Genomic DNA, 21,740 nt, shown 5'->3' with positions numbered 1-21,740 from the left:
ACTGGGCAAGGGCTTGGGCGGGCGGGGGTGCCGACAAGCAGTGCGCAGAGCGAATATCGGCCTTCGGCACTTTAAATTTAATAGCGTATATCACAGGTGGTTGTGACGCTAAAGCCAGTTTTTGCATCGGACAATGGCGGATTCAAGCCTGAAGTGCAACACCTGCCAACCGATAAAGTCAGCAGATGCCAAGCCCTTCGAAGACCTACCGCCAACTCCAGTTTGAAGAACGCGTGACACTGGCCAGCCTGCACCAGCAGGGCCTGGGCGTGCGCGCCATCGCGCGCACCCTGCAACGCTCGCCCTCCACGGTCAGCCGCGAGTTGCAACGAAACACCTGCGAGGGCAGCTACACCAGCAGCGCGGCCCGCAGCCGCTGCCGCCAGCGCCGCCTGCTGGCCCGCCCGGCCCGCAAGCTTGACCGCCAGGGCGTTCTGTTTGGCGTGGTGCACCGCTTTCTGGGCCTACGCTGGTCGCCCGAGCAGATTGCCATGACACTGGCGGGCATCTACCCCAAAGGCCATGCGTGTCGCACGAGACGATCTACAGCTGCATCTACGCCCAACCGGTGGGCCAGCTCAAGCGCGAGCTGGTGGCCTGCCTGCGCCAAGCCAATAACCAAGCGCACCCCGCGCAGCAAGGGCGATGACCGGCGTGGGCAGATCCCGAGCATGCTCAGCATCCATGTGCGCCCGCCCGAGGTTTATGACCGACAGTTTCCGAGCCACTGGCAGGGCGATCTGATGAAGGGCGCGGACAAGGCCAGTGCGGTGGGCAGCTGCTCGAGCGCACCAGCCGACTGTTGATGCTGGTCAAGCTGCCGCACCCCAAGCCCGCCAGTGCGACCCATGTGCTGCAGGCCTTCACGGACAAGCTCAATGGTATTGCTGCGCCCATGCGCAAAACGCTGACCTATGACCAGGGCCGCGAGATGGCCAGGCACAAGGCGCTGACGGCCAACACGGGCATCGCGGTGTACTTTTGCGACCCGCACAGCCCCTGGCAGCGAGGCAACAACGAGAACATCCACGGCTTGGTGCGCCAGTATCTGCCTAAGGGCACGGACCTCAGTGGATACAGCCAGCAGCAACTCGATGCCATTGCCGATGAGATCAACAACCGCCCTCGCAAGGGGTTGGAGGTACGATCTCCGTTGGCGGTCTACCGGCAACTGCTGCTCGCTCACGATCAGCCACAATCCCACCTCGTCCGTTGAAACCCAGGGTGTTGCACTTCAGGTTTGAATCCGCCCTATTTTTTAGAGCAAAAAACGCCGCTAAACCCAATTGGCATCCTATGGTTTTTGTACAAATCAGTGGCTGGACTGGTGGACGTTTGTTCGCCCTATGCACAAGCCCAATGCCATCACCATGCCTGCCAGCAGCAGCAATGCCCATTGCGACAAGGTAGGCACGGCCACTGTGGTGCCAGTGGCAGGGCCGGTGATGACGACATATTCAATTCTGGTGGTTGGGTTACCGCTGGTAGACACGGTTTGCTGGTACGTCAAACCTGCTGCGGCCACGGTGCTGGGTGTCGAAGCCGCTGCACCGCCTGTGGCCGGTGTGGACAATGATCCGCCAGTGTCGCGCGTGCCCGAGACGGTGAGCGATCCACCTACAGCCATTGATGTGCTTGCGCCTGCTCCGGCACCAATGCTTGCGGCCAGCCCTTGACCCACTGCGTGCAATACGCCGCCAGACACGGTAACGACAGCGCCATCGCCGCCGGTAGAGCCTGCGCCGCCGCCGCCAATACCAGCGCCGCCACTGTAATTGTTGCCACTGGTGCCCCCAGTGGCTTCGAGCGTGCCACCTGTCACGGTAACGGTAGCGCCATCGCCGCCCGAACCCCAGTTGCCGCCACCGCCGCCGACCCCGGCTCCGCCCCCCCAATAGTTGGCGCTGCCGCCCGTGGCCGTGAGTGTGCCGCCCGATACGCTGACCGTTCCGCCAGTGCCGCCATCGCCATAGGCCCCGCCGCTGCCGCCCACACTGGCACCGGCTGCGCTTTCGCTGTCATAGGCGTTGCCGCCGGTGGCAACCAGTGCACCGCCCGATACGGTTACCGCACCACCATTGCCTGCCAGGCCGCTGTAGCCGGGGCCACCGCCACCCACACCTGCGCCACCACCACCACAGCTGCTAACGACGGTGCAGCCTGCATTGCCAGGCCCGCCTGCGCCGCCGGTGGCTGCAACGGCACCGGCCGCTACCGTAAGGGTGCCACCGTGACCACCGCCACTGCCGCCCTGGCCGTCAGTAGGCCGCTGGCGCTGGTGTCGGTGATGGTGAGGGTGTAGCCGTTCAGATCCAGCGTGTTGCCGGTGCCTGTGATGGTCAGTTGCTGACCGAATGGGGACGGAAAGCTGGCTGTGAGCTGCACATTGGCACCTGGGCTTGCAAACGCCGCAATCAACGTCGCCCAGTCGCCTGCCAGGGTTTGTGCATAGGCAGGTGTTCCCAACCCGCCCAGAACAAACAGCATCAATGACGTGAACAGGGCGCGTACATGCCCTGATGGTGCCCAGTGTCGATGTGGGAAGTGCAGATACGCGACGCTCTTGCTGATAGACATAAACAACCCGCAGAACGTAAAATTTATATAATTATATTTAATTTTATAAGAATAAATTCAAAAATCAAACTTTAGAATTATGTAAATATTTACATTCATTTGTGGAAGCGCATCACATCGATGCAGCCAGCATCGCCCGATAGTCTTTGGCCGAGGGGATACGCGGGGCGGTTGGGTGGCAATGGTCAAGCTGGGCGTGGGTGATGACGGTGTCGAACTGCGTGGGCGCAACGCCCATGGCGGCCAAGCCGGTGGGCAGGCCCAGGCGGGCGGTCGTGGTGTGCACGGCTTGTGCTGCATCGGCGTCTTTTTTTTCAGCCCCATGGCTTGTGCCATGCGCACCAGGCGCTACGTCATTCCATTTCCAGATCAACAGTGCACTTTGTCGGCTCAGCTTGCCGTACGCCAGTACTGTCTGCGCTTCGCCTTCGCGTTCACTATTGATCCGGAAATGGAATCACTCATGCTCTGCGGCCGATCCGAATTCAGGCTCCAGGTGGTTTTTAAGGTCTGTCACATACCGGTGGGACTTGAGGCACACTTGCGCGATGCGTTTTCTTCTGACTTTGGCCTTGGCGGCCTGCGCGGCGCTGGCCAGTTGCGCCACTTCGGGCGATTGCGAGGCGCTCTATGCCGCATCGCCGCAGCGCCAGGGCTGCGTGTTTGTCAACCTGCCCAATCCGCAAGCCAAACCCAATGCCAGCGGCTGGGCCATCTGGTCGCGCTTTTTGTTTGAAGCCAAGGTCAATGCCGTGCCGGTTGATCCCATTCCGGTGCAGCCGCTCACCGTGGCCCAGCTGGAGGCGTTGGATGCCAACGCCAACCACGTGGTGCGCCTGGGGCATTCGTCGCACCTGCTCAAACTGGGGGGCCGCTATTGGCTGATCGACCCGGTGTTTGGCGAACGTGCCTCGCCCGTTGGCTTTGCAGGCCCCAAGCGTTTTCACGCACCGCCCATTGCCTTGCAGGCACTGCCGCCGATTGAGGGAGTGATTGTGTCGCACGACCATTACGACCATCTGGATAAGCCCACCATCGAATACCTGGCTGGGGCTGGTCGGGTGCAGCGCTTTTTTGTGCCGCTGGGCGTGAAGGCGCGCTTGGTAGACATGGGTGTTCAGGCTGATCGGGTTCAAGAGTTTGATTGGTGGCAAAGCGCCGACCATGCCGGTGTGGTGCTGACGGCGACGCCCGCGCAGCACTTTTCGGGCCGTACGCTGACTGACCGCAACCGCACGCTGTGGGCGGGCTGGGTGCTTCAAACAGGGGAGCAAAAAATTTACTACAGCAGCGACTCGGGCTACTTTGGCGGCTTCAAGCAAATTGGCGAACGCTTGGGTGGTTTTGATTTGGCGCTGATCGAAAACGGCGCTTACGACGCCTATTGGTCTGCGGTACACATGACGCCTGAAGAAACTGCGCAGGCTTTTGCCGATGTGCGTGCCCGCGTGCTGTACCCGGTGCACAACAGCACGTTCGATCTGGCCATGCACCCTTGGCGCGATCCGCTGGACCGCCTGGCCAAGCTGGCCGATCAGCACCAGATCACGCTGGCCACGCCCGAGATCGGTGAGGTGTTGACCGTTGGGCAGCCGCGCGCCAACCGGCGCTGGTGGGTGGATTTGAAATAAGCCTTAGAGCGTGTTCAAAGTCTCTGCGCGGGTGTGTGGACGCGGCCTGGGGCGGTCTGCTGCGTTGCAAATCCTCGCGATACCGCCAGGTATCGCTGCGGTTTACGCCTTGCAGCCCATCCCGATCCGCATCTCACACCCCTCACGCTGAGACGTTGAACACGCTCTTAAAACAACACCCGGCAGCGCAGCGTGCCTGCCACTTGCGTCAGCTTGTTCAGCGCCAGTTGGGAAGAGCTGGCGTCCAGATCGATCACCACATAGCCCACGTCGTCGCGGGTTTGCAGGTACTGGGCGGCGACGTTGATCTGGTGGTCAGAAAACACCTGGTTGATCTGCGTCAGCACCCCCGGCACGTTGCGGTGAATGTGCAGGATGCGGTGCTTGCCGGGGTGCGCGGGCAGGGCCACTTCAGGAAAGTTGACCGCCGTGATGGTGGTGCCATTGTCGCTGAGCTTGACCAATTTTTCGGCCACTTCCAGGCCAATGCTGGCCTGTGCTTCCATGGTCGATCCGCCAATGTGCGGGGTGAGCAGCACGTTGTCCAGCCCGCGCAGGGGCGATTGAAATTCGTCCTTGTTGCTCTTGGGTTCGGTGGGGAACACGTCCACTGCCGCGCCCAACAGTTGGCCCGCGCGCAGGGCGTCGGCCAGCGGCTCAATTTTGACCACGCTGCCGCGTGAGGCGTTGATGAGGATGGCACCGTGCTTCATGGCGGCCAGCTCATCCGCGCCCACCATCCATTGGGTAGAGGGCAGCTCGGGCACGTGCAGGCTGACGACGTCGCTTTGCGCCAGCAGCGCTTGCAATGACGGGGCTTGGCGTGCGTTGCCCAGCGGCAGCTTGTTGACCACGTCGTGAAACAGCACCTGCATGCCCAGCGCCTCGGCCAGCACCGACAACTGTGTGCCGATCGAGCCATAGCCCACGATGCCCAGTGTTTTGCCGCGGATTTCAAAGGCGTTATCGGCGCTTTTGAGCCAGCCGCCGCGGTGCGCTGCTGCATTTTTGGCGGGCACACCGCGCAGCAGCAAAATGGCCTCGGCCAGCACCAGCTCGGCCACCGAACGGGTGTTGGAGTAGGGTGCGTTGAACACCACGATGCCGCGCTCACGTGCGGCATGCAAATCGATCTGGTTGGTGCCGATGCAAAACGCGCCCACGGCCACCAGCTTGGGCGCGTGCGCCAGCACATCGGCCGTGAGCTGCGTGCGCGAGCGAATGCCCACAAAGTGCGCGTCGGCCAGTTTGGCCTTGAGCGCATCGGCTTCCAGCGCGCCGGGCAGCGCTTCGATGTCCGAATAGCCTGCTTCGCGCAGCACCTCTTGCGCGCGGGGGTGGATGCCTTCGAGCAGCAGGAACTTGATCTTGCTTTTGTCGAGCGATGTGGGCGTCATGGTGCTTGTCATATCAAAAAAGTTGAAACAGGTGGTCGCAGCACAGGCGGCGGGTAAAAATTGTGCACTGCAACGAAAACCCCTGCCCGCATCGCTGTTGTCCTTGACTGGGCTGCTTTAAAGCAACAGCAGCCCCCGTGGGGGCAGCGCACCGCGCGCAGCGGGGGAGCGTGGGGGCATGTATTCTGGGGTTTCCACGAGTGTGACAATAGGCTTGCCCATGGGAAAACGTCATGCGTTTGTCGCAAGCGTTGCGTACCGTGGCGTACTGCATTTAATCAACCCAAGAAATCAACCCAAGAGGAGTCTCATGAAAATCAAGCATCTGGCGATTGCCGCTACCGCTGTCTTCGCGTGTGTCCACGCGCCTGCCTACGCTGCAACCGAAATCCAGTGGTGGCATTCGATGGGCGGTGCGCTGGGCGAATGGGTGAACGACTTGGCCAAGGAATTCAACGCCAGTCAGTCCGAGTACAAGGTAGTGCCTACCTTTAAGGGCAGTTATGACGAATCCATGACCGCTGCCATTGCCGCCTTCCGCGCAGGCAACGCGCCCGATGTGTTGCAAGTGTTCGAGGTTGGCACCGCCACCATGATGGCCAGCAAAGGGGCCATCAAACCGGTGGCCGAGGTGATGAAAATTGCCGGTGCTGCGTTCGATCCCAAGGCTTACGTGCCTGCTGTGGCGGGCTACTACACCGCGCCCAAGGGGCAGATGCTGAGCTTTCCGTTCAACAGCTCAACCACGGTGTTTCACTACAACAAAGACGCTTTCAAGGCTGCGGGCCTGGACACGGACAAGCCGCCCACCACCTGGCCTGAGGTGGCTTCAGCCGCCGCCAAGCTCAAGGCCGCCGGCCACAAGTGCCCGTTCACCACCAGTTGGGTGAGCTGGACGCAACTGGAGAGCTTCAGCGCCTGGCACAACGTGCTGTTTGCCACGCAGAACAACGGTTTCGGCGGCACTGGCGCGCGCATCGCCGTTGACACACCGCTGCACCTGCGCCACATCCAGAACCTGGCCAACATGGCGCAGCAGGGCCTGTTTGTCTACAAGGGGCGCGGCAACTCGGCCGACGCCACCTTTGTCTCGGGCGAGTGCGCCATGATGACCGGCTCGTCTGGTTTGTACGGCAACGTCAAGCGCAACGCCAAGTTTGCCAGTGGCATCGGCTCTTTGCCGTATTACCCCGATGTGACGGGGGCACCGCAGAACACCGTGATTGGTGGTGCCAGCTTGTGGGTGCTGAATGGCAAGAAGACCGAGGTGTACAAGGGCATTGGCCAGTTCTTCGCTTATTTGTCCAAGCCGGAAGTGGCCGCCGCCAGCCACCAGCGTACAGGCTACCTGCCAGTGACCATTGCCGCGTATGAGCTGACCGAAAAATCGGGCTACTACAAGCAAAACCCCGGCACCGATGTGGCGGTGCAGCAGATGATTCGCAAGACCACCGACAAATCGCGCGGCATTCGCCTGGGCAATTTCGTGCAGATCCGCACCCTGGTTGACGAAGAAATGGAAGGCGTGTGGTCTGGCAAAACTCAGCCCAAGGCGGCGTTGCAAGCCATCACCAAGCGTGGCAACGAGCAGTTGGAGCGCTTTCAAAAAGCGAACAGGTAACCCTCTGTGACGCTGACGCGCCTTCCCCCCAAAGGGGACGCCGCTGGTGGCTGGGGTGACTCCAGCCACGGCGGTTGCTGGTTTGGCTTGCTCCGCCAGCGTTTTGAAGGATTTCATAGCGCTGGCTATCCGCTTATCAGCCCAGGCAACCTCATCCGGGTTCTTGCGGGCCAGCCACCGGTTTTCGCGCCGCTATGATCGCTGACCATGGAAAAACGCGTGCGCTTCAAATCGGCCTGGTTGCCCTGGTTGCTGGTGGCACCGCAACTGGCCATCGTGTTGGTGTTTTTCTTCTGGCCTGCGGGTCAGGCGCTGTACCAAAGCCTGTTGCAGGAAGACGCCTTTGGCACCAGCCGCGAGTTTGTGGGCTGGGCCAATTTTGAGCGCCTGTTTGCCGACGACAGTTATCTGCAATCGTTCAAGATCACGGTGGTGTTTTCTGCCCTGGTGGCGGTGTGTGGCATCAGCATTGCGTTGCTGTTGGCGGTGATGGCCAACCGCGTGGTGCGTGGCGCGGCGGTGTACAAAACCTTGCTCATCTGGCCCTATGCGGTGGCACCGGTGGTGGCGGGTGTGCTGTGGCTGATGATGTTCGCATCGCCCTGGGGCGTGGTGGCCTATGCCTTGCAGGCGCTGGGCTATGAGTGGAACCACCTGCTCAACGCCCGCGACGCCATGGCGCTGATTGTGGCCGCTGCGGTGTGGAAGCAGATTTCGTACAACTTCCTGTTCTTTCTGGCCGGGCTGCAATCCATTCCCCATGCGGTGATCGAGGCTGCCACCATTGACGGCGCTTCGCCCTGGCGACGCTTCTGGACCATCGTGTTCCCGCTGCTGTCGCCCACCACGTTCTTCCTGCTGGTGATGAACGTGATTTATGCCTTCTTCGAGACTTTTGCCATTGTCGATGCCGCCACCCACGGCGGGCCGGGCAAGGACACGGCCATCCTGGTCTACCGCGTGTACTACGACGGCTTCAAGGCGCTGGACATGGGCGGATCGGCCGCGCAGTCGGTGATTTTGATGGCCATCGTGATCTTGCTGACCGTTTTTCAGCTCCGTTTTGTTGAGCGCAAAGTCCAATACTGATCGCCATGATGATTGAACGCCGTCCCGTCCTTGATTTTGTATCGCACGCGGTGCTGATCGTGGGCGTGTGCATCATCGCGTTTCCGGTTTATCTGGCCCTGGTGGCCAGCACGCAGACGGCGCAACAAATCGCCTCCAGCCACCCGATGTCGTTGCTGCCGGGCAGCAACCTGCTCAACAGCTACCAGTTGGCACTGTGGGGCGGCAAGGTCGAAGGCGGGGGCACCATCGCGCCGGGCTGGCCCATGCTGTGGGTGAGCTTTGTCACCGCCATGACGATTGCCCTCGGCAAGATCGCCATCTCGCTGCTGTCGGCGTTTGCCATCGTGTACTTTCGCTTTCCATTCAGGGGGCTGGTGTTCTGGCTGATCTTCATCACCCTGATGCTGCCGGTGGAAGTGCGCATTGGCCCCACTTACGAGGTGATTGCCGATTTGAAGCTGCTCAACAGCTATGCGGGCCTGACGGTGCCGCTGATCGCGTCGGCCACCGCCACCTTTTTGTTCCGCCAGTTCTTTTTGACCGTGCCGGATGAACTGGCCGAGGCCGCGCGCATCGACGGCGCGGGGCCGCTGCGTTTTTTCAAAGACATTTTGCTGCCGCTTTCAAAAACCAGCATGGCAGCGCTGTTCGTCATTCAGTTCATCTATGGCTGGAACCAGTACCTGTGGCCGCTGATCGTGACCACCAGCGAAGACATGTACCCCATCGTGCTGGGCATCAAGCGCGCCATCTTTGGTGAGATCTACGTCGAATGGAACGTTGTCATGGCCACCGCCATTCTGGCCATGATCCCCCCCGCGCTGGTGGTGATGCTGATGCAAAAGTGGTTCGTCAAGGGCCTTGTCGACACGGAAAAATGAACCCCCCCCTGAGTCGCTGCGCGCCTTCCCCCCGCTCTCTGCGGGCGGGGGGGCAACGCCAGTGCCCGGTGCAAGCCCGGGCACGGCGTTCGCTGGACTGGCCTGCTCCGCGGCCATCTGATCTTGAGGCTCCGCGAAATGCGGCACCTTGCGCTCTTATTCATCGTTAAACATGGCCTCCATCGAACTCAACAACGTCATCAAGCGCTACGGCCACGGGCCGAAGGCCAATCAGGTCATCCACGGCGTGAATGCAGAGGTCAAAGACGGCGAATTTGTCGTCATCGTCGGTCCGTCGGGCTGCGGCAAATCGACCCTGCTGCGCATGGTGGCGGGTCTGGAAGAAATCTCTGATGGCACCATCAGCATCGGCGGGCGCGTGGTCAACCGGCTGGAGCCCGCCGAGCGCGACATCGCCATGGTGTTCCAGAACTACGCGCTGTACCCGTACATGAGCGTGTTTGAGAACATGGCCTATGGCCTGAAGATCAAGAAGGTGCCCGCCGCCGAGATTCAGGCGCGCGTCGATAAGGCGGCAGGCATTTTGGAGCTGGGTGCCTTCTTGCAACGCAAGCCGCGCGAATTGTCGGGCGGGCAACGCCAGCGCGTGGCCATGGGCCGCGCCATCGTGCGCCAGCCACAAGTGTTTTTGTTTGATGAGCCGCTGTCCAACCTGGACGCCAAGCTGCGCGCGCAGACTCGGCTGGAGATTGAAAAACTCCACCGCGAACTGTGCATCACCAGCCTGTTTGTCACCCACGACCAGGTGGAGGCCATGACGCTGGCGCAGCGCATGATCGTTATGAACGCCGGGCGCATGGAGCAGTTCGGCACGCCCGACGAGGTGTATCACCGCCCGGCCAGCACTTTTGTGGCGGGCTTTATCGGCGCGCCGCCCATGAATTTGTTGACCGGTATCGAAGGCGTGCGCGAGGGCGTGATTCTGGGCGTGCGGCCCGAGCACCTGCGCGTGGTCGATTCGGGCAGCTGGGCGCTGCATGTGGAGACGGTGGAGATGCTGGGCGCCGAGCGCCTGATTTATGGCCGCCTGATGGGGGCACAGGGCCCTTGGGCGATTTTGCGCATGAACGAAACCGAAGCACCGCCCGCGCTGGGCCAAACCCTGCAGGTGCTGCCGATGGAAGACCGTTTGCACGGCTTTGACGAAGCCACGGGGCTGCGCATCGAAGCCTGACACCCTGATACGGTCTCTTTGTTTCACATGACCGGGCGCGGCGGGTAGAAACTCCACATGACGACAACCCAAGCCTCTGCCCGGCCCTCTGTGCAGGCCACCATTCCCGTGCTGGCATCGCTTGATATGGCCGAAAGTACGGCCTTCTACGTCGAACGGCTGGGTTTCGACGAAAAGATGCGCACAAGCGACTATTTGATCGTTGCCCGCGATGGTTGCGAAATCCACTTCTGGCTGTGCGCTGACCGCGCCATTGCCGAGCAAACCTCCTGCTACGTCAGAGGGGACACGCGCGCGCTGCATGCAGACTTTGTTGGTCGCGGCCTGACATTGGCCCCGCCGGTCGAACGCCCGTGGGGAATGCGCGAGCTGTACGTCACCGACCCGCATGGCAACCTTGTCAAGTTTGGGGAACCCGTTTGAACCCGAGCACCGACTGGCCTTACCCCTTCTGGGTGGCCCACCGTGGCGCGGGCAAGCTGGCCCCTGAAAACACGCTGGCCGCTTTCCGGCTGGGTGCTCAGCATGGGTATCGTATGTTCGAGTGCGACGTCAAACTCTCGGCCGATGGCGTGCCGTTTTTATTGCACGACGACACGCTGGAGCGCACCACCAACGGACAAGGTACAGCCGGTGACTTGCCCTGGTCGGAACTGGCACGGCTGGACGCAGGCAGTTGGCATTCGCGCGGCTTTGCTGGTGAGCCGATTCCTACGTTCGAGCACATCGCCCGCTGGTGCCTGGCCAATGGCCATCTGTTAGATATCGAAATCAAGCCTACACCGGGACAAGAGGCCGAAACCGGCCGTGTGGTGGCCGAGGCCGCCGCCCGCTGGTGGAAACAGGCCGCTGTGCTGCCGTTGCTCACATCGTTTCGCCCCGAAGCCCTGCACGCCGCGCAACAAGCGGCACCGCACCTGCCGCGCGGCCTGTTGCTGGACACGCTGTGGTCAGGCTGGGAGGGTGCGGCCCAGCAGCTGGGCTGCGTGGCCATCATCTGTAAGCACACGCTGTGGGACTCACCGTTGGTGGCCCAAGTCAAAGCCATGGGCATGCGCTGCCTGTCTTATACGGTGAATGACCTGGCGGTGGCGCAAAAACTGGTGCAGTGGGGCATCGATGGCATGGTGACGGATGCCGTTGATCGCTTTGCACCCGCCAAAACCGGCCTTGTCTGAGCCAATACGTCTTCACGCTCGCCGGACCGGCCAGCCCATTTGCGCCAGCGCCACGGTCAGCGCCATGCATACATACGTGGTCATCTTGCCGTCGTTGCCAAACCACGCCAGGCCCAGCATCGACACGGCGACGCCAGTGCAGGCATTCACCAGCATCTGCACGCCCAGGCGGGCAGCTTGCCGCTGTTTTTGGCTGACCACCCAGGCCACCAGCGCCACCCCGACACCGACGGCTGCGCCTTGCGCCGCAAAGTTCAGCAAGTGCCAGGTGAGCGACAGCCAGTCCACAGCAAAAAGCCATCCATTTGAAAATTTTGACTCAGGTCAAGCCGCGCGGATGCGCGAAACAAGGGCAAATTTTATAATTTCGCCCTATGGCCGTTTGGGCGTTAGGGCTGAACCACAACACTGCACCGCTGGACTTGCGAGGGCGCTTTGCGTTCGCGCTGGATCAGATCGCCCCGGCTTTGCAGGGGCTGCGCAACTCGCATGCGCGCCATCCTGAGGCCGCCCTTTTATCCACCTGCAACCGCACCGAGGTGTATTGCGCTTCTGACGACGTGCAAGTCGATCACACCCTGAACTGGCTGGCGCAAGCCGGTGATGTGTCGCCCGCTGCCTTGCATGAGCACACTTATTTGTTGCAGGACAGCCATGCCGCGCGCCACGCCTTTCGCGTCGCCAGCGGGCTGGACAGCATGGTGCTGGGCGAGCCGCAAATTCTGGGCCAGATGAAAGACGCCGTGCGCGTTGCCGAAGACGCGGGCGCTTTGGGCAGCACGTTGAACCAGTTGTTTCAGCGCAGCTTTGCGGTGGCCAAAGAGGTGCGCAGCTCCACTGAAATTGGCGCGCACAGCATCAGCATGGCGGCGGCGGCGGTGCGGCTGGCAGGCAACCTGTTTGAAGATTTAAGCCGCATCAGGTTGCTGTTCGTGGGTGCGGGCGAGATGATCGAGCTGGCGGCCACCCACTTTGCGGCCAAAAGTCCAGCCAGCATCACCATTGCCAACCGCACGCTGGAGCGCGGCGAAAAACTGGCGGGCCGTTTTGGCGGCGAAGTGATGCGCTTGGCCGATTTGCCCCAGCGCTTGCACGAGTTTGACGCCGTGATCAGTTGCACCGCCAGCACGCTGCCCATCATTGGTCTGGGGGCGATCGAGCGCGCTTTGAAGCAGCGCCGTCATCGCCCTATCTTCATGGTCGATCTGGCCGTGCCGCGCGACATTGAGCCGGAGGCCAAGCAACTCAGCGACGTGTATCTGTACACCGTCGACGATCTGGCCCAGGTGGTGCAAACCGGCCAGGCCAGCCGGCAGGCGGCGGTGGCGCAGGCTGAGGTCATCATCGACGCAGGCGTGCAAAGCTTCATGCACTGGATGGGCCAGCGCGACCCGGCTGGGGGTGTGGTGCCGTTGATTCAGCAGTTGCATGCTCAGGCCGATGCCTGGCGCTCGACCGAGATGGCGCGGGCGCGCAAGCGTCTGTCCAAAGGCGAGGATGTCGAAGCCGTGCTGGATGCCTTGTCGCGCGGGCTGACGCAAAAAATGCTGCACGGTGCCATGGCCGAGTTGCGCGCTGCCGACGATGCCAGCCGCGAACACACGGCACGCGCCATATCGCAGTTGTTTTTGCGCGGCAAGCCGCCGGGGCCTACCGAGGAATAAGGGCTGGCCAGCAGCGCAGGGCCAATGCCGCTGCAATCACATGCTGCGCAGTTTCAGCTCTTGCACCAAATTGCTGTAAATTTTGTAGCGTGTTGCACTTATGTGCAGGGCGCTGAGGTCGGATTTTTCATCCGGTTTTTGATCAGGCTGCACCTGTGCCATCACGCCGCAGCCCGGCTCGTGCAAATGGGTGCAGTTGTAGAACTTGCAGCCCGCTACGTGGGGTTTGATGTCGGGCATGTAGGCGGCCAGTTGCATCGGGTCGATGTGGCGCAGGCCAAACTCCTGAAAGCCGGGGGAATCAATCAACGCGCTGCGATGTGCGCCGTCCAGCCAGTACCAGCGGGTGGTGGTGGTGGTGTGGCGGCCGCTGCCCAGCGCCAGTGAAATATCGCCCGTGGCGGCGTTGGCACTCGGCACCAGGCGGTTGATGAGCGTGCTTTTGCCGGCCCCTGACGGCCCCAGGATGAGCGTAGTACAGCCTTGCAGACGAGCGGCCAGATCGTCCAGCGCGCAAGTGGGTGGCGCGTGATCTGACGCGTCATTTGGCACCACGCCGTTCGGTTTGGCCGCAATGGGCAACACCGTGTAGCCCATGGTGCGGTAAGGGGCCAGCCGTTGCCAGGCGCGGGTAAACGGTGTGGCCAGATCGGCCTTGTTGAGCACGATCAGCGGTGCAATGTGTTCGGCCTCGCAGGCGATCAGGGCGCGGGCCAACTGGTTTTCTGAAAACTCAGGCTCGGCGGCGACCAGAATCAGCACTTGATCCAGATTGGCGGCAAAGCTTTTGGTACGCACCTCGTCCTGACGGTAGAGCAGGTTGCGGCGTGGCTGCACCTGCTCGATGGTGCCTTCGTCCTGGCTGGGCAGCCAGCGCACGCGGTCGCCCACCACCACGGTCAGCTTTTTACCGCGCGGGTGGCAGATCACGCGCTGACCGCGGGCCGCTTCCACCACACAGTGGCGTCCGTGGGTGCCGACTACTAGGCCGTCTTCAAGCAAAGGCTGGTGCGGGGCGGAGGGCTGACGGCGCGTGCGGCTCATGATGCAGCAGACATGAGTTCAAACCTACACGGTTTGCACCTGCGCTCCCAACCGCGCGATGCGTTCGCTGGCGGGTGGGTGCGAGTAGTAAAAGCGCACGTACAGCGGATCGGGCGTGAGCGTGCTGGCGTTGTCTTGGTACAGCTTGACCAGCGCACCCGCCAAATCTTGTGCGTTGGCTTGAGTGGCGGCGTAGGCGTCGGCTTCAAATTCATGCCGGCGTGACAGCCGCGCCATCAGCGGCGACACAAAAAAGCTGAACACCGGCACCGCCAGCATGAACAGCAGCAGCGCCAGCGCATGGTTGGGCACGGTGCCGCCCAAGTTGGCGGGCAGATTGGGCGTGACGCCCAGTCCCGCATAAAACCAGCTTTGCTGCGCCAGCCAGCCCAGCAGTGCCAGCCCAGCCAGACTGAAGGCAAACATGCCGACGATGCGTTGGATGATGTGGCGGTGCTTGAAGTGGCCCAGCTCGTGCGCCAGCACGGCCTCGACCTCAGGCGGGGTGAGTTGGTTGAGCAGCGTATCGAAAAACACCACCCGTTTGGCCGCACCAAAGCCGGTGAAGTAGGCGTTGGCATGGGCGCTGCGACGGCTGCCGTCCATCACGAACAAGCCCTTGGCGGCAAAGCCGCAGCGGGTCATGAGCGCGGTCACGCGGGTTTTCAGTGCTTCGTCTTGCAGCGGCTTGAACTGGTTGAACAGCGGGGCGATGAACATGGGGTAAATCACCAGCATCAACAGGCTGAAACCCATCCACGCGCCCCATGTCCACAGCCACCACCACGCGCCGGTGGCCTGCATCAGCCACAGTACCAGCGCTGCCAGTGGCACGCCGATGGCGATGGACAGCGCGGTGGACTTGGCCAGATCGGCCAGCCACAGCCTGAGCGTCATTTTGTTGAAGCCAAAGCGCTGCTCCACCCCAAAGGTCTGATGCAGCGACAGCGGCAGCTCAATCAGCCCGTTGATGACGGCAAACGCCACCAGCAAGGCCAGCGGCTGCAGCAGCGGCCTTTGCGCGCCCATCCAGTCCAGCAGCGTGCTGTTGAGCCAGTCCAGCCCGCCCAGCAGCGTCCAGCCCAGCAGCACTATCGCGCCCAAGGCCAGCTCGATCAGGCCGATGCGCAGCTTGGCCACGGTGTAATCGGCCGCACGCTGGTGCGCGTCCAGCGCAATCACGGAGGCAAATTCGGCCGGTACGCTGGCGCGGTGGCCAGCCACGGCGCGAATCTGGCGTGAAGCCAGCCACAGCTTGAGCAACCAATTGAGCAGCAGCGCGGTGCCAAATACCAGGCTGACGATGAGAGTGGGCGTGAGCGAAGCGTTCACAATGCGACAAAGTCCATCAAACCAAAGTCCATCAAATCATTCATCCAGCTGCCAAGTTTAGGGCCGCCCGGGCCGAAACAAGGGCGCAGCTCGCGATCAGGCCGTGCCAGACTGCTGCCGCAGTGGACAATCCCCAGCTTATGAGCGAATCAGAACATTCATTGAACACCCCCGAATTGAACACCCCCGAAGCCTTGCCCAAGTCTGATCAGAACCTGGTCTGGCTGGACTGCGAGATGACCGGGCTGGATCCAGAAAAAGAGCGCCTGATCGAGATTGCCGTGGTCGTGACCGGCCCGCAACTGACACCGCGCATCGAAGGGCCGGTGCTGGTGATCCACCAAAGCGATGCGGTGCTGGATGCCATGGACGCCTGGAATAAGGGTACCCACGGACGCAGCGGCCTGATTGACAAGGTCAAAGCCAGCACCACCACCGAAGCCCAGGCCGAAGAGCAGTTGCTCGCCTTTTTGTCGCGCTACGTGGGCAAAGGCGTCTCGCCCATGTGCGGCAACACCATCGGGCAAGACCGGCGTTTTCTGGTCAAGTACATGCCGCGGCTGGAGGCGTTTTTTCATTACCGCAACATCGATGTCAGCACGCTCAAAGAGCTGGCCCGGCGCTGGCGGCCCGAAGTGGTCAACGCCTTTAATAAGCAGCAGGCCCACACCGCGCTGGCCGACGTGCACGAGTCGATCGACGAGCTGGTGCATTACCGCGAACGGTTCATCCGTTTGAATGATGAATCTCCGCCAGCGGGCGCGCAAGCCAGCAGTTGATGGGCAGCGAGCAGATGCAAGGTGCTTGATGGCGCAATGGCATCTTGACGAGTTGCATGCCGCGCTGGCGCGGCGCGGCTGGGTGGTTGGCGCTTGCGTGGGCGATGGGCATGCCATCTCGGCCACCTGGGCGCTGCAACGTGCGGGCGATCCGCGCCGGATATACATCGATTTCGAGGGGCTGGACGAGCGCGGCAGTTTGCCCGTTGAGCGCTGCTATGCCTGCGCGGTGCGTGGTACGGACTTGTCGCTGTATTTCCGGCGCAGGGGTGCAGACGTGCGCGCGCAGGCGCGCTGGAGCGATGAATTGCGCGCTTTTGTGGCCGATTTGGATCAGGTGGCTGTGGCTGATGAGGCTGGCTCTTGACGCTGGCCGTCGTGCGAACGTGCGGCCAGATCAAGCCGCGGCCAGATTGGCACGAAGTGTCACCTTGTGGCGCAATTGCAGGCGCTGGGTGGGCGCTGAACGCGGGTACCATCGCCCCTCGTTGTCAAGCTCAGATTTTTTGGATGTCGATACAAGTTCATGGGTGGCGCGTGGGGCCGTTGGTTGTGGCAGTGGCGCTGCTGACCGGGTGCACCTTGCCCAACCGGGCCACGCCGCTGATCAACTACCAGCCCGAGGCGTTTGACGCCCGGGCCTACGCCCGCCACTACGACGCACGCGCAGCGCGCTCTTGCGAGGCCGCGCGACGCGCCTTGCTCAGCCAAGGCTACATCGTCAGCGCGGCCACGGCCGATCAGGTGAGCGCGCGCAAATACTTTCAGCCCTTTGCCGACCACCACGTGCAGCTTGAATTTCGCGTGGTGTGCGCCACCGAAGGCGGTGGCCACGGCAGCATGGTGTTCGTCAATGGGCTGAAAGAGCAATACATGGTGCGCAAGGCCAAAGAGTCGGCTTCGGTGGGCGTGGGCGGCATTGGCTCGCTGTCGCTGCCGCTGGAAGGCGGCATGGATTCGATGGTCAAGGTGGGCAGCGAGACGGTGACCGATGCGCGCCTGTACGAACGGTTTTTCGACTTACTGGGTGAATACCTGGCCAACGCCGTGGGCGAGGGCGACGTGCCCGAGCCTGCTGCCTCTGCCGCTTCAGCGGCCCAGCCTGTGCGGGCCGATCAGCCTGCGCCGCCCACCGTGGTGATCGTGCAGCCCGGCCCATGGGGCATGCTGCCTGGTCCGGCGTCGGGTGCGTCGGATGTGGCGAGCGCATTGGGCGCGGCATCACCGAGCGGCTTGCCGCTGGGCAACGCCGTGGTCTTGCCTACAGGTGCGGGGTGGCTGGCGGCACCGGCACCGACACCGGCTTCATCAGCGCCTGCATCGGCGGCATCGGCACCAGCATCAGTTTTGACGCCTGCTTCGGCACCTTCGCTGCCCTTGATGCCTGCCAGTGCTGCGGCGGCACAGGGTTCTTGATCTATCTGTATTTTTGGCGGCTGGCGATTTTAAATAAAGCGTTGGCAGCTATTTTTATAGGAGCAATAACATGTCTCTTTCATCCCGTCGCTTTTGTTTGCAAGCCGCGTTGGCGGCCCTGGGTGCGCAGTGTCTGCCTGCGGCCATGGCGCAGCCTGCGGATTCAGCCGCTGGGCCAGTCAACGCTGCGCCCATCAAGCTGGCCTTGATCGAAGCGCTGAGCGGCCCGTTTGCCAATACTGGCGAGGCGGTGTTTCGCAACCTGGTCTGGGCGGTGGAGCGGGTGAACGCGCGCGGCGGCGTGCGCATTGATACCGGGCAGCACCTGCTGCAACTGGAGCGGTTTGACAGCAAAGGCCAGGCCGAAGAGGCGCTGTCCATGCTGCGCGCGGCGGTGGATGCGGGCTGCCGCGTGGTGCTGCAAGGCAATTCGTCGTCGGTGGCGGCGGCGCTGATCGATGCCATCAACAAGCACAACGAACGCGATCCGGCGCACAGTGTGGTGTTTCTCAACTATTCGGCGGTCGATCCTATTCTGACCAACGCGCAGTGCAGCTTTTGGCACTTTCGTTTCGATGCCCATGCCGACATGCGCATGGCGGCCTTGATGGAGGTGATGCGCGAAGACGCCCGGCTGGGCAGCATCTACCTGATCGGCCAAGACTACAGCTTTGGCCATGCCGTGCTGCGCGAGGCGCGCCGCCAGTTGGCGGCGCAGCGGCCCGATGTGCGCATTGTCGGCGACGAGCTGCACCCGGTGGGCCGCATCAAGGATTTTTTGCCGTATGCGGCCAAGATCAAGGCCAGCGGCGCGCAAGCGGTGCTGACCGGCAACTGGGGCAACGATTTGACGCTGTTGGTCAAGGCCGCACGCGAAGCCGGATTTGACGGCCGCTTTTACACTTTTTACGGCAATGCGATGGGCGCACCGGCGGCCATTGGTGAGGCGGGCATTGGCAAGGTGGTGGCCGTGGCCGACTGGATGCCCAACGTGCCCACGCCCGAAAGCGCGGCGTTTTACCAAAGCTTTCGCCAGCGCTTTCCCAAGCCGCAAGACGACTACGTGCACCTGCGCATGCAGATGATGATCGAGGCGTTGGCCGAATCGCTGCACTACGCAGGCACGATCGATTCGCTACCGCTTGCCCGCATGTTGGAGACCACCATCGTCAAGCTGGCCGGTCGCACAGGCACTATGCGCAAAGAAGACCACCAGTTTCAACAACCCTTGGTGGTGGGCGTGATGGAGCGCCAGGGCAGCCCCGGCGTGCCGTTTGACGTGGAAGGCTCGGGCTACGGCTTCAAGGTGGTGCGCGAAATCCGCGCTGCCAAGGCCAAGTTGCCCAGCACCTGCCAGATGGTGCGACCAGCGGGGTAAGTGTGTGTCCAGTGCCGACGACATTGCCAGTTTTGAATCTGCCGTCGTCCATTGGAGCGTGGGCCATGTCGATTGGGTGGGCGGCGTGCAGGTGTGGCCCAGTGACCGCGACATCGCAGGTGGCGGCCTGTACCCCGACAGCGGCGACGCGGTGGTGTATGACGCCCGTGGCCGCTCGGGCCTGATGGGCGTGCACCACGACAACCTGTCGGACATTCATCCCGTCAAGCTCAAAAGCGCCAAAAAATTCGGCATCACGCTGCGGCAGAAAAACATCCCGCGCCGTGTGCCGACCGAAGAGCTGATACGGCGCTACAACTGGATCAGCACGCTGTTCATCGACTGGCTGCACGTCGATGGTGCTTCGCCTTTTGACCATTGGCCCACGCCGCAAGCCATCACCGCAGCCTTTGAGGATGAGTGCCAAGACTTTGCTCATGATCCCCATCTGGCGCTGTACTGGCTGATGCATTTTGGCCTGTGCCTTGACCCACGATACGCCGAAGTTGCCGATGCCGTGCGCGGCCATGGCCATGATCAGATGGTCGAGCGAGTTCGTTTGGCGCTCGCATTTTTTGATCACACAGAGGTCAGTCATGACATCGATCTCATCCCCCGCTACAACCCTCTGAACAAAGATTACAGCAGGCTTTTTCTGCGTCGACGGGCCAACCTGCTGTACCTCAACTGGAGCCAGTCGTACCGCGGCGATGGCCAACCGCTGGATCTGCTGTGGCAGTCGGTGGTGCTGTACCGTGCGGGTGATGCGTGGGCCATTCGGCGCGCGTGCTGGCTGCGCAACAATTTGTAGAAGTTTGACCGGTGGGCATCGCTGCAAGACCGTTTGAACGATCCGACCCATGACGACGTGCCTTACATCAGCTTTGCCCGTGCCTTTCAGCCTGATCGCCCCGATGCGGGGCAGCAGGCCGATGCGCTGGTGCAGGAAATGGCGGCCACGCGCCTGACGTGGCGCACCTACAGCGCCGATTGGGTCAAAGACATGTTGTGGAGCGTCCGCGACCAAGTGGCCGACAAAGCGGCGTTCAAAACCCTCGTCATGCAGGTGTTTGAAGGCGACTGGGCGCATGCGCGCTTTTCGGACATCATGCATGCGCTGGGTGTGGCCGATGCAGGCAGCTTGGCCAACCGATCCGCACTGGTGGATTTGCAGGTACTCTTCAACGGCATCGACAACCTGATGCTGGTGCCACAAGGGCGCATCGATGAAGTTCTGGCACAAACCGATGCGCTGCTGGTTGGTCTTTCGCCGGGCGCACTCGATTATTTGGTGGGCGCGACCAAAGACCGCGATTCCGCCCGTGTGCTCTGGCGGTTTGTGCTGACCCACCGCACGGCGGATCAGCAAGCACGCCTGTTGCGGCTGTTTCGGCGGGTATCGATCCCTGATTACGAATTTGAAAATTACTTTGGCAGTCAAGCCCCCAGGCTGATCGCAGGCCCGCAAGATGCGGTGTTTGGGGCCTGCGTGCAAGTGCTGGGTTGGCCCGCCGAGGCATACGACAGCGATGGCGCACAAAGCAGCGCGCCCGAATCGGTGTGCGCCTTGCTGCGACCCGTGGCGCATCAGCCGGGTATTTTTGAGCGGCTGATGGCCTTGCTGGCGTCAGGCACTTTGACGGCTGATCTGTCGGATTTGGTATTGAAAAACCTCTTTCTCTGGAAGTACAGCGGCCCTTGCAACCCTACGGGTGCGCTGGATTGCAGCCAGGTTGAACTGCTGCTGGATACCTGTTTGGCGCACATTCGCCGCCAGCCGGACAACTTTTACTGGGCCATGCGTGTGATTGGCGCGTGCCAGAATCCCCATGCAGCGGGCTGGATCAAAAAAACCTTGGCAGATCAAGCGCTGTTTCAATCCTTGCAGCACCATCGCGGCCGCTTTGATTCTGTGGCCGATGAAATGAAAGAGGCGCTGGAGGATGCACAAGATGAGCTTCGTGGTTGATTCGGCAGCGATTATTTTTTGAAGTGAGGGCCTGTCAAAATGCGACCGATGATGTTCTCGCCACTTTCATTCATGCGTCTGCTTTTATCTGCTGTGGCCGCATTGACTTGTAGCGCTGCTTGGGCAGCGCCCACTTCGGCACCAGTGCGGGCCGAAATCGATGGACTGCTTGTGAGACTGCAAACCTCAGGTTGTGCGTTCAGCCGCAATGGCACCTGGTACAGCGGCGCAGAGGCTCAAACGCATTTGCTGCGCAAGCTGGGCTACATCGAACGCAGGGGTACGGTGCAGTCGACCGAGCAGTTCATCGAGCTGGCAGCGGCCCAAAGCAGCTCGACCGGCCAGCCCTATCAGGTTAAATGCGGCAACGCGACGGCGGTGCCCAGCCAGCAGTGGCTGAACCAACAGTTGGGGCTGATGCGCGCGGCCAAGTCCAAGCCATAAGAGCGTGTTCAAAGTCTCTGCGCGGGGTGTGTGGGCGCGGCCTCGGGCGGTCTGCTGCGTTGCAAATCCTCGCGATACCGCCAGGTATCGCTGCGGTTTGCGCCTTGCAGCCCATCCCGATCCGCATCCCACACCCCTCACGCTCAGACTTTGAACACGCTCT

22 protein-coding genes and 1 pseudogene are annotated in these 21,740 nt (G+C 61.8%); 16 read left to right on the top strand and 7 right to left on the bottom strand.

The annotated features are described in order from the left end of the window. Positions 1-185: 185 nt before the first annotated feature. Positions 186-1,216: pseudogene (locus ACK5NW_RS09660) on the top strand (IS30 family transposase). Positions 1,217-1,312: 96 nt separating this feature from the next. Here ACK5NW_RS09660 and ACK5NW_RS09655 read toward each other — a convergent pair. From ACK5NW_RS09655 to ACK5NW_RS09645, 3 genes are all read right to left on the bottom strand, one after another. Further along, positions 1,313-2,119, bottom strand: a complete 807-nt coding sequence (locus tag ACK5NW_RS09655) for an IPTL-CTERM sorting domain-containing protein (RefSeq protein WP_416927457.1) — start codon at positions 2,117-2,119, stop codon at positions 1,313-1,315. A gap of 92 nt (positions 2,120-2,211) precedes the next feature. Then, positions 2,212-2,487, bottom strand: coding sequence for a hypothetical protein (locus ACK5NW_RS09650; protein ID WP_416927455.1), 276 nt, complete (start codon positions 2,485-2,487; stop codon positions 2,212-2,214). Positions 2,488-2,689: 202 nt separating this feature from the next. After that, entirely contained in the window at positions 2,690-2,863 is a 174-nt protein-coding gene (locus ACK5NW_RS09645; RefSeq protein ID WP_416927453.1) for a hypothetical protein, read from the bottom strand. Positions 2,864-3,125: 262 nt separating this feature from the next. On the opposite strand from ACK5NW_RS09645, the gene ACK5NW_RS09640 reads away from it, so the two are divergent. Continuing rightward, positions 3,126-4,208, top strand: a complete 1,083-nt coding sequence (locus ACK5NW_RS09640) for an MBL fold metallo-hydrolase (RefSeq protein WP_416927451.1) — start codon at positions 3,126-3,128, stop codon at positions 4,206-4,208. 167 nt (positions 4,209-4,375) lie between these two features. On the opposite strand, the gene serA is transcribed toward ACK5NW_RS09640, so the two are convergent. After that, positions 4,376-5,605, bottom strand: coding sequence for a phosphoglycerate dehydrogenase (serA, locus tag ACK5NW_RS09635; RefSeq protein WP_416927449.1), 1,230 nt, complete (start codon positions 5,603-5,605; stop codon positions 4,376-4,378). A gap of 310 nt (positions 5,606-5,915) precedes the next feature. Here serA and ugpB point away from each other — a divergent pair, with 310 nt between their 5' ends. From ugpB to ugpQ, 6 genes are all read left to right on the top strand, one after another. Further along, positions 5,916-7,226, top strand: a complete 1,311-nt coding sequence (gene ugpB, locus ACK5NW_RS09630; protein WP_416927447.1) for a sn-glycerol-3-phosphate ABC transporter substrate-binding protein UgpB — start codon at positions 5,916-5,918, stop codon at positions 7,224-7,226. Positions 7,227-7,433: 207 nt separating this feature from the next. Next, positions 7,434-8,315, top strand: coding sequence for a sn-glycerol-3-phosphate ABC transporter permease UgpA (gene ugpA / locus ACK5NW_RS09625; protein WP_416927445.1), 882 nt, complete (start codon positions 7,434-7,436; stop codon positions 8,313-8,315). 8 nt (positions 8,316-8,323) lie between these two features. Then, positions 8,324-9,178 carry a sn-glycerol-3-phosphate ABC transporter permease UgpE gene (gene ugpE, locus ACK5NW_RS09620; protein WP_416927491.1) on the top strand — a complete coding sequence of 285 codons (855 nt, stop codon included), beginning with the start codon at positions 8,324-8,326 and terminating at the stop codon, positions 9,176-9,178. A gap of 172 nt (positions 9,179-9,350) precedes the next feature. Then, positions 9,351-10,373, top strand: a complete 1,023-nt coding sequence (gene ugpC / locus ACK5NW_RS09615; RefSeq protein WP_416927442.1) for a sn-glycerol-3-phosphate ABC transporter ATP-binding protein UgpC — start codon at positions 9,351-9,353, stop codon at positions 10,371-10,373. Between the two features lie 57 nt (positions 10,374-10,430). After that, a complete protein-coding gene (locus tag ACK5NW_RS09610; RefSeq protein ID WP_416927440.1) occupies positions 10,431-10,796 on the top strand; it encodes a bleomycin resistance protein in 366 nt (121 codons plus the stop codon). Continuing rightward, positions 10,793-11,551 carry a glycerophosphodiester phosphodiesterase gene (ugpQ, locus tag ACK5NW_RS09605; RefSeq protein ID WP_416927438.1) on the top strand — a complete coding sequence of 253 codons (759 nt, stop codon included), beginning with the start codon at positions 10,793-10,795 and terminating at the stop codon, positions 11,549-11,551. Before ACK5NW_RS09610 ends, ugpQ begins: the two co-directional genes overlap by 4 nt. A 12-nt stretch (positions 11,552-11,563) precedes the next feature. On the opposite strand, the gene ACK5NW_RS09600 is transcribed toward ugpQ, so the two are convergent. Next, positions 11,564-11,839 carry a hypothetical protein gene (locus ACK5NW_RS09600; RefSeq protein ID WP_416927436.1) on the bottom strand — a complete coding sequence of 92 codons (276 nt, stop codon included), beginning with the start codon at positions 11,837-11,839 and terminating at the stop codon, positions 11,564-11,566. A gap of 86 nt (positions 11,840-11,925) precedes the next feature. On the opposite strand from ACK5NW_RS09600, the gene hemA reads away from it, so the two are divergent. Continuing rightward, on the top strand, positions 11,926-13,215 hold the full coding sequence (gene hemA, locus ACK5NW_RS09595; RefSeq protein WP_416927434.1) for a glutamyl-tRNA reductase: 1,290 nt from the start codon (positions 11,926-11,928) through the stop codon (positions 13,213-13,215). Between the two features lie 36 nt (positions 13,216-13,251). Here the strand turns inward: hemA and rsgA are convergent, their stop codons facing one another. After that, entirely contained in the window at positions 13,252-14,259 is a 1,008-nt protein-coding gene (rsgA, locus tag ACK5NW_RS09590) for a ribosome small subunit-dependent GTPase A (protein WP_416927432.1), read from the bottom strand. Between the two features lie 24 nt (positions 14,260-14,283). Next, positions 14,284-15,591: a M48 family metallopeptidase gene (locus ACK5NW_RS09585; RefSeq protein WP_416927430.1), complete on the bottom strand. Its 1,308-nt coding sequence runs from the start codon at positions 15,589-15,591 to the stop codon at positions 14,284-14,286. A gap of 140 nt (positions 15,592-15,731) precedes the next feature. Here ACK5NW_RS09585 and orn point away from each other — a divergent pair, with 140 nt between their 5' ends. From orn to ACK5NW_RS09550, 7 genes are all read left to right on the top strand, one after another. After that, positions 15,732-16,370, top strand: coding sequence for an oligoribonuclease (orn, locus tag ACK5NW_RS09580; RefSeq protein ID WP_416927428.1), 639 nt, complete (start codon positions 15,732-15,734; stop codon positions 16,368-16,370). A gap of 28 nt (positions 16,371-16,398) precedes the next feature. Continuing rightward, positions 16,399-16,737, top strand: coding sequence for a hypothetical protein (locus ACK5NW_RS09575; RefSeq protein WP_416927426.1), 339 nt, complete (start codon positions 16,399-16,401; stop codon positions 16,735-16,737). Positions 16,738-16,880: 143 nt separating this feature from the next. Further along, positions 16,881-17,786: a DUF2242 domain-containing protein gene (locus ACK5NW_RS09570; RefSeq protein ID WP_416927424.1), complete on the top strand. Its 906-nt coding sequence runs from the start codon at positions 16,881-16,883 to the stop codon at positions 17,784-17,786. Positions 17,787-17,856: 70 nt separating this feature from the next. Then, positions 17,857-19,164: a branched-chain amino acid ABC transporter substrate-binding protein gene (locus ACK5NW_RS09565; protein WP_416927422.1), complete on the top strand. Its 1,308-nt coding sequence runs from the start codon at positions 17,857-17,859 to the stop codon at positions 19,162-19,164. 4 nt (positions 19,165-19,168) lie between these two features. Further along, positions 19,169-19,975, top strand: coding sequence for a hypothetical protein (locus ACK5NW_RS09560; protein ID WP_416927420.1), 807 nt, complete (start codon positions 19,169-19,171; stop codon positions 19,973-19,975). A 33-nt stretch (positions 19,976-20,008) separates the two neighbouring features. Beyond that, positions 20,009-21,133: a hypothetical protein gene (locus tag ACK5NW_RS09555; RefSeq protein ID WP_416927418.1), complete on the top strand. Its 1,125-nt coding sequence runs from the start codon at positions 20,009-20,011 to the stop codon at positions 21,131-21,133. 39 nt (positions 21,134-21,172) lie between these two features. After that, positions 21,173-21,577 carry a DUF5329 domain-containing protein gene (locus ACK5NW_RS09550; RefSeq protein WP_416927416.1) on the top strand — a complete coding sequence of 135 codons (405 nt, stop codon included), beginning with the start codon at positions 21,173-21,175 and terminating at the stop codon, positions 21,575-21,577. The last annotated feature ends 163 nt before the right edge of the window (positions 21,578-21,740 follow it).

Origin of the sequence: Ottowia sp. (assembly GCF_047975795.1) — a bacterium.
Lineage (GTDB): Bacteria > Pseudomonadota > Gammaproteobacteria > Burkholderiales > Burkholderiaceae_C > Ottowia.
Note: the sequence above shows the minus strand (reverse complement) of the source record. Positions and strands in the feature narration are given on the sequence as shown.

Coding starts and splice junctions, on each gene's coding strand:
- rsgA (WP_416927432.1), bottom strand. CDS start 14,259: ATGAGCCGCACGCGCCGTCAGCCCTCCGCCCCGCACCAGCCTTTGCTT.
- ugpE (WP_416927491.1), top strand. CDS start 8,324: ATGATTGAACGCCGTCCCGTCCTTGATTTTGTATCGCACGCGGTGCTG.
- hemA (WP_416927434.1), top strand. CDS start 11,926: ATGGCCGTTTGGGCGTTAGGGCTGAACCACAACACTGCACCGCTGGAC.
- ACK5NW_RS09570 (WP_416927424.1), top strand. CDS start 16,881: ATGTCGATACAAGTTCATGGGTGGCGCGTGGGGCCGTTGGTTGTGGCA.
- ACK5NW_RS09550 (WP_416927416.1), top strand. CDS start 21,173: ATGCGACCGATGATGTTCTCGCCACTTTCATTCATGCGTCTGCTTTTA.
- ACK5NW_RS09610 (WP_416927440.1), top strand. CDS start 10,431: ATGACGACAACCCAAGCCTCTGCCCGGCCCTCTGTGCAGGCCACCATT.
- ACK5NW_RS09575 (WP_416927426.1), top strand. CDS start 16,399: ATGGCGCAATGGCATCTTGACGAGTTGCATGCCGCGCTGGCGCGGCGC.
- ACK5NW_RS09640 (WP_416927451.1), top strand. CDS start 3,126: ATGCGTTTTCTTCTGACTTTGGCCTTGGCGGCCTGCGCGGCGCTGGCC.
- serA (WP_416927449.1), bottom strand. CDS start 5,605: ATGACGCCCACATCGCTCGACAAAAGCAAGATCAAGTTCCTGCTGCTC.
- ugpB (WP_416927447.1), top strand. CDS start 5,916: ATGAAAATCAAGCATCTGGCGATTGCCGCTACCGCTGTCTTCGCGTGT.
- ACK5NW_RS09565 (WP_416927422.1), top strand. CDS start 17,857: ATGTCTCTTTCATCCCGTCGCTTTTGTTTGCAAGCCGCGTTGGCGGCC.
- orn (WP_416927428.1), top strand. CDS start 15,732: ATGAGCGAATCAGAACATTCATTGAACACCCCCGAATTGAACACCCCC.
- ACK5NW_RS09650 (WP_416927455.1), bottom strand. CDS start 2,487: ATGCTGTTTGTTCTGGGCGGGTTGGGAACACCTGCCTATGCACAAACC.
- ugpC (WP_416927442.1), top strand. CDS start 9,351: ATGGCCTCCATCGAACTCAACAACGTCATCAAGCGCTACGGCCACGGG.
- ugpA (WP_416927445.1), top strand. CDS start 7,434: ATGGAAAAACGCGTGCGCTTCAAATCGGCCTGGTTGCCCTGGTTGCTG.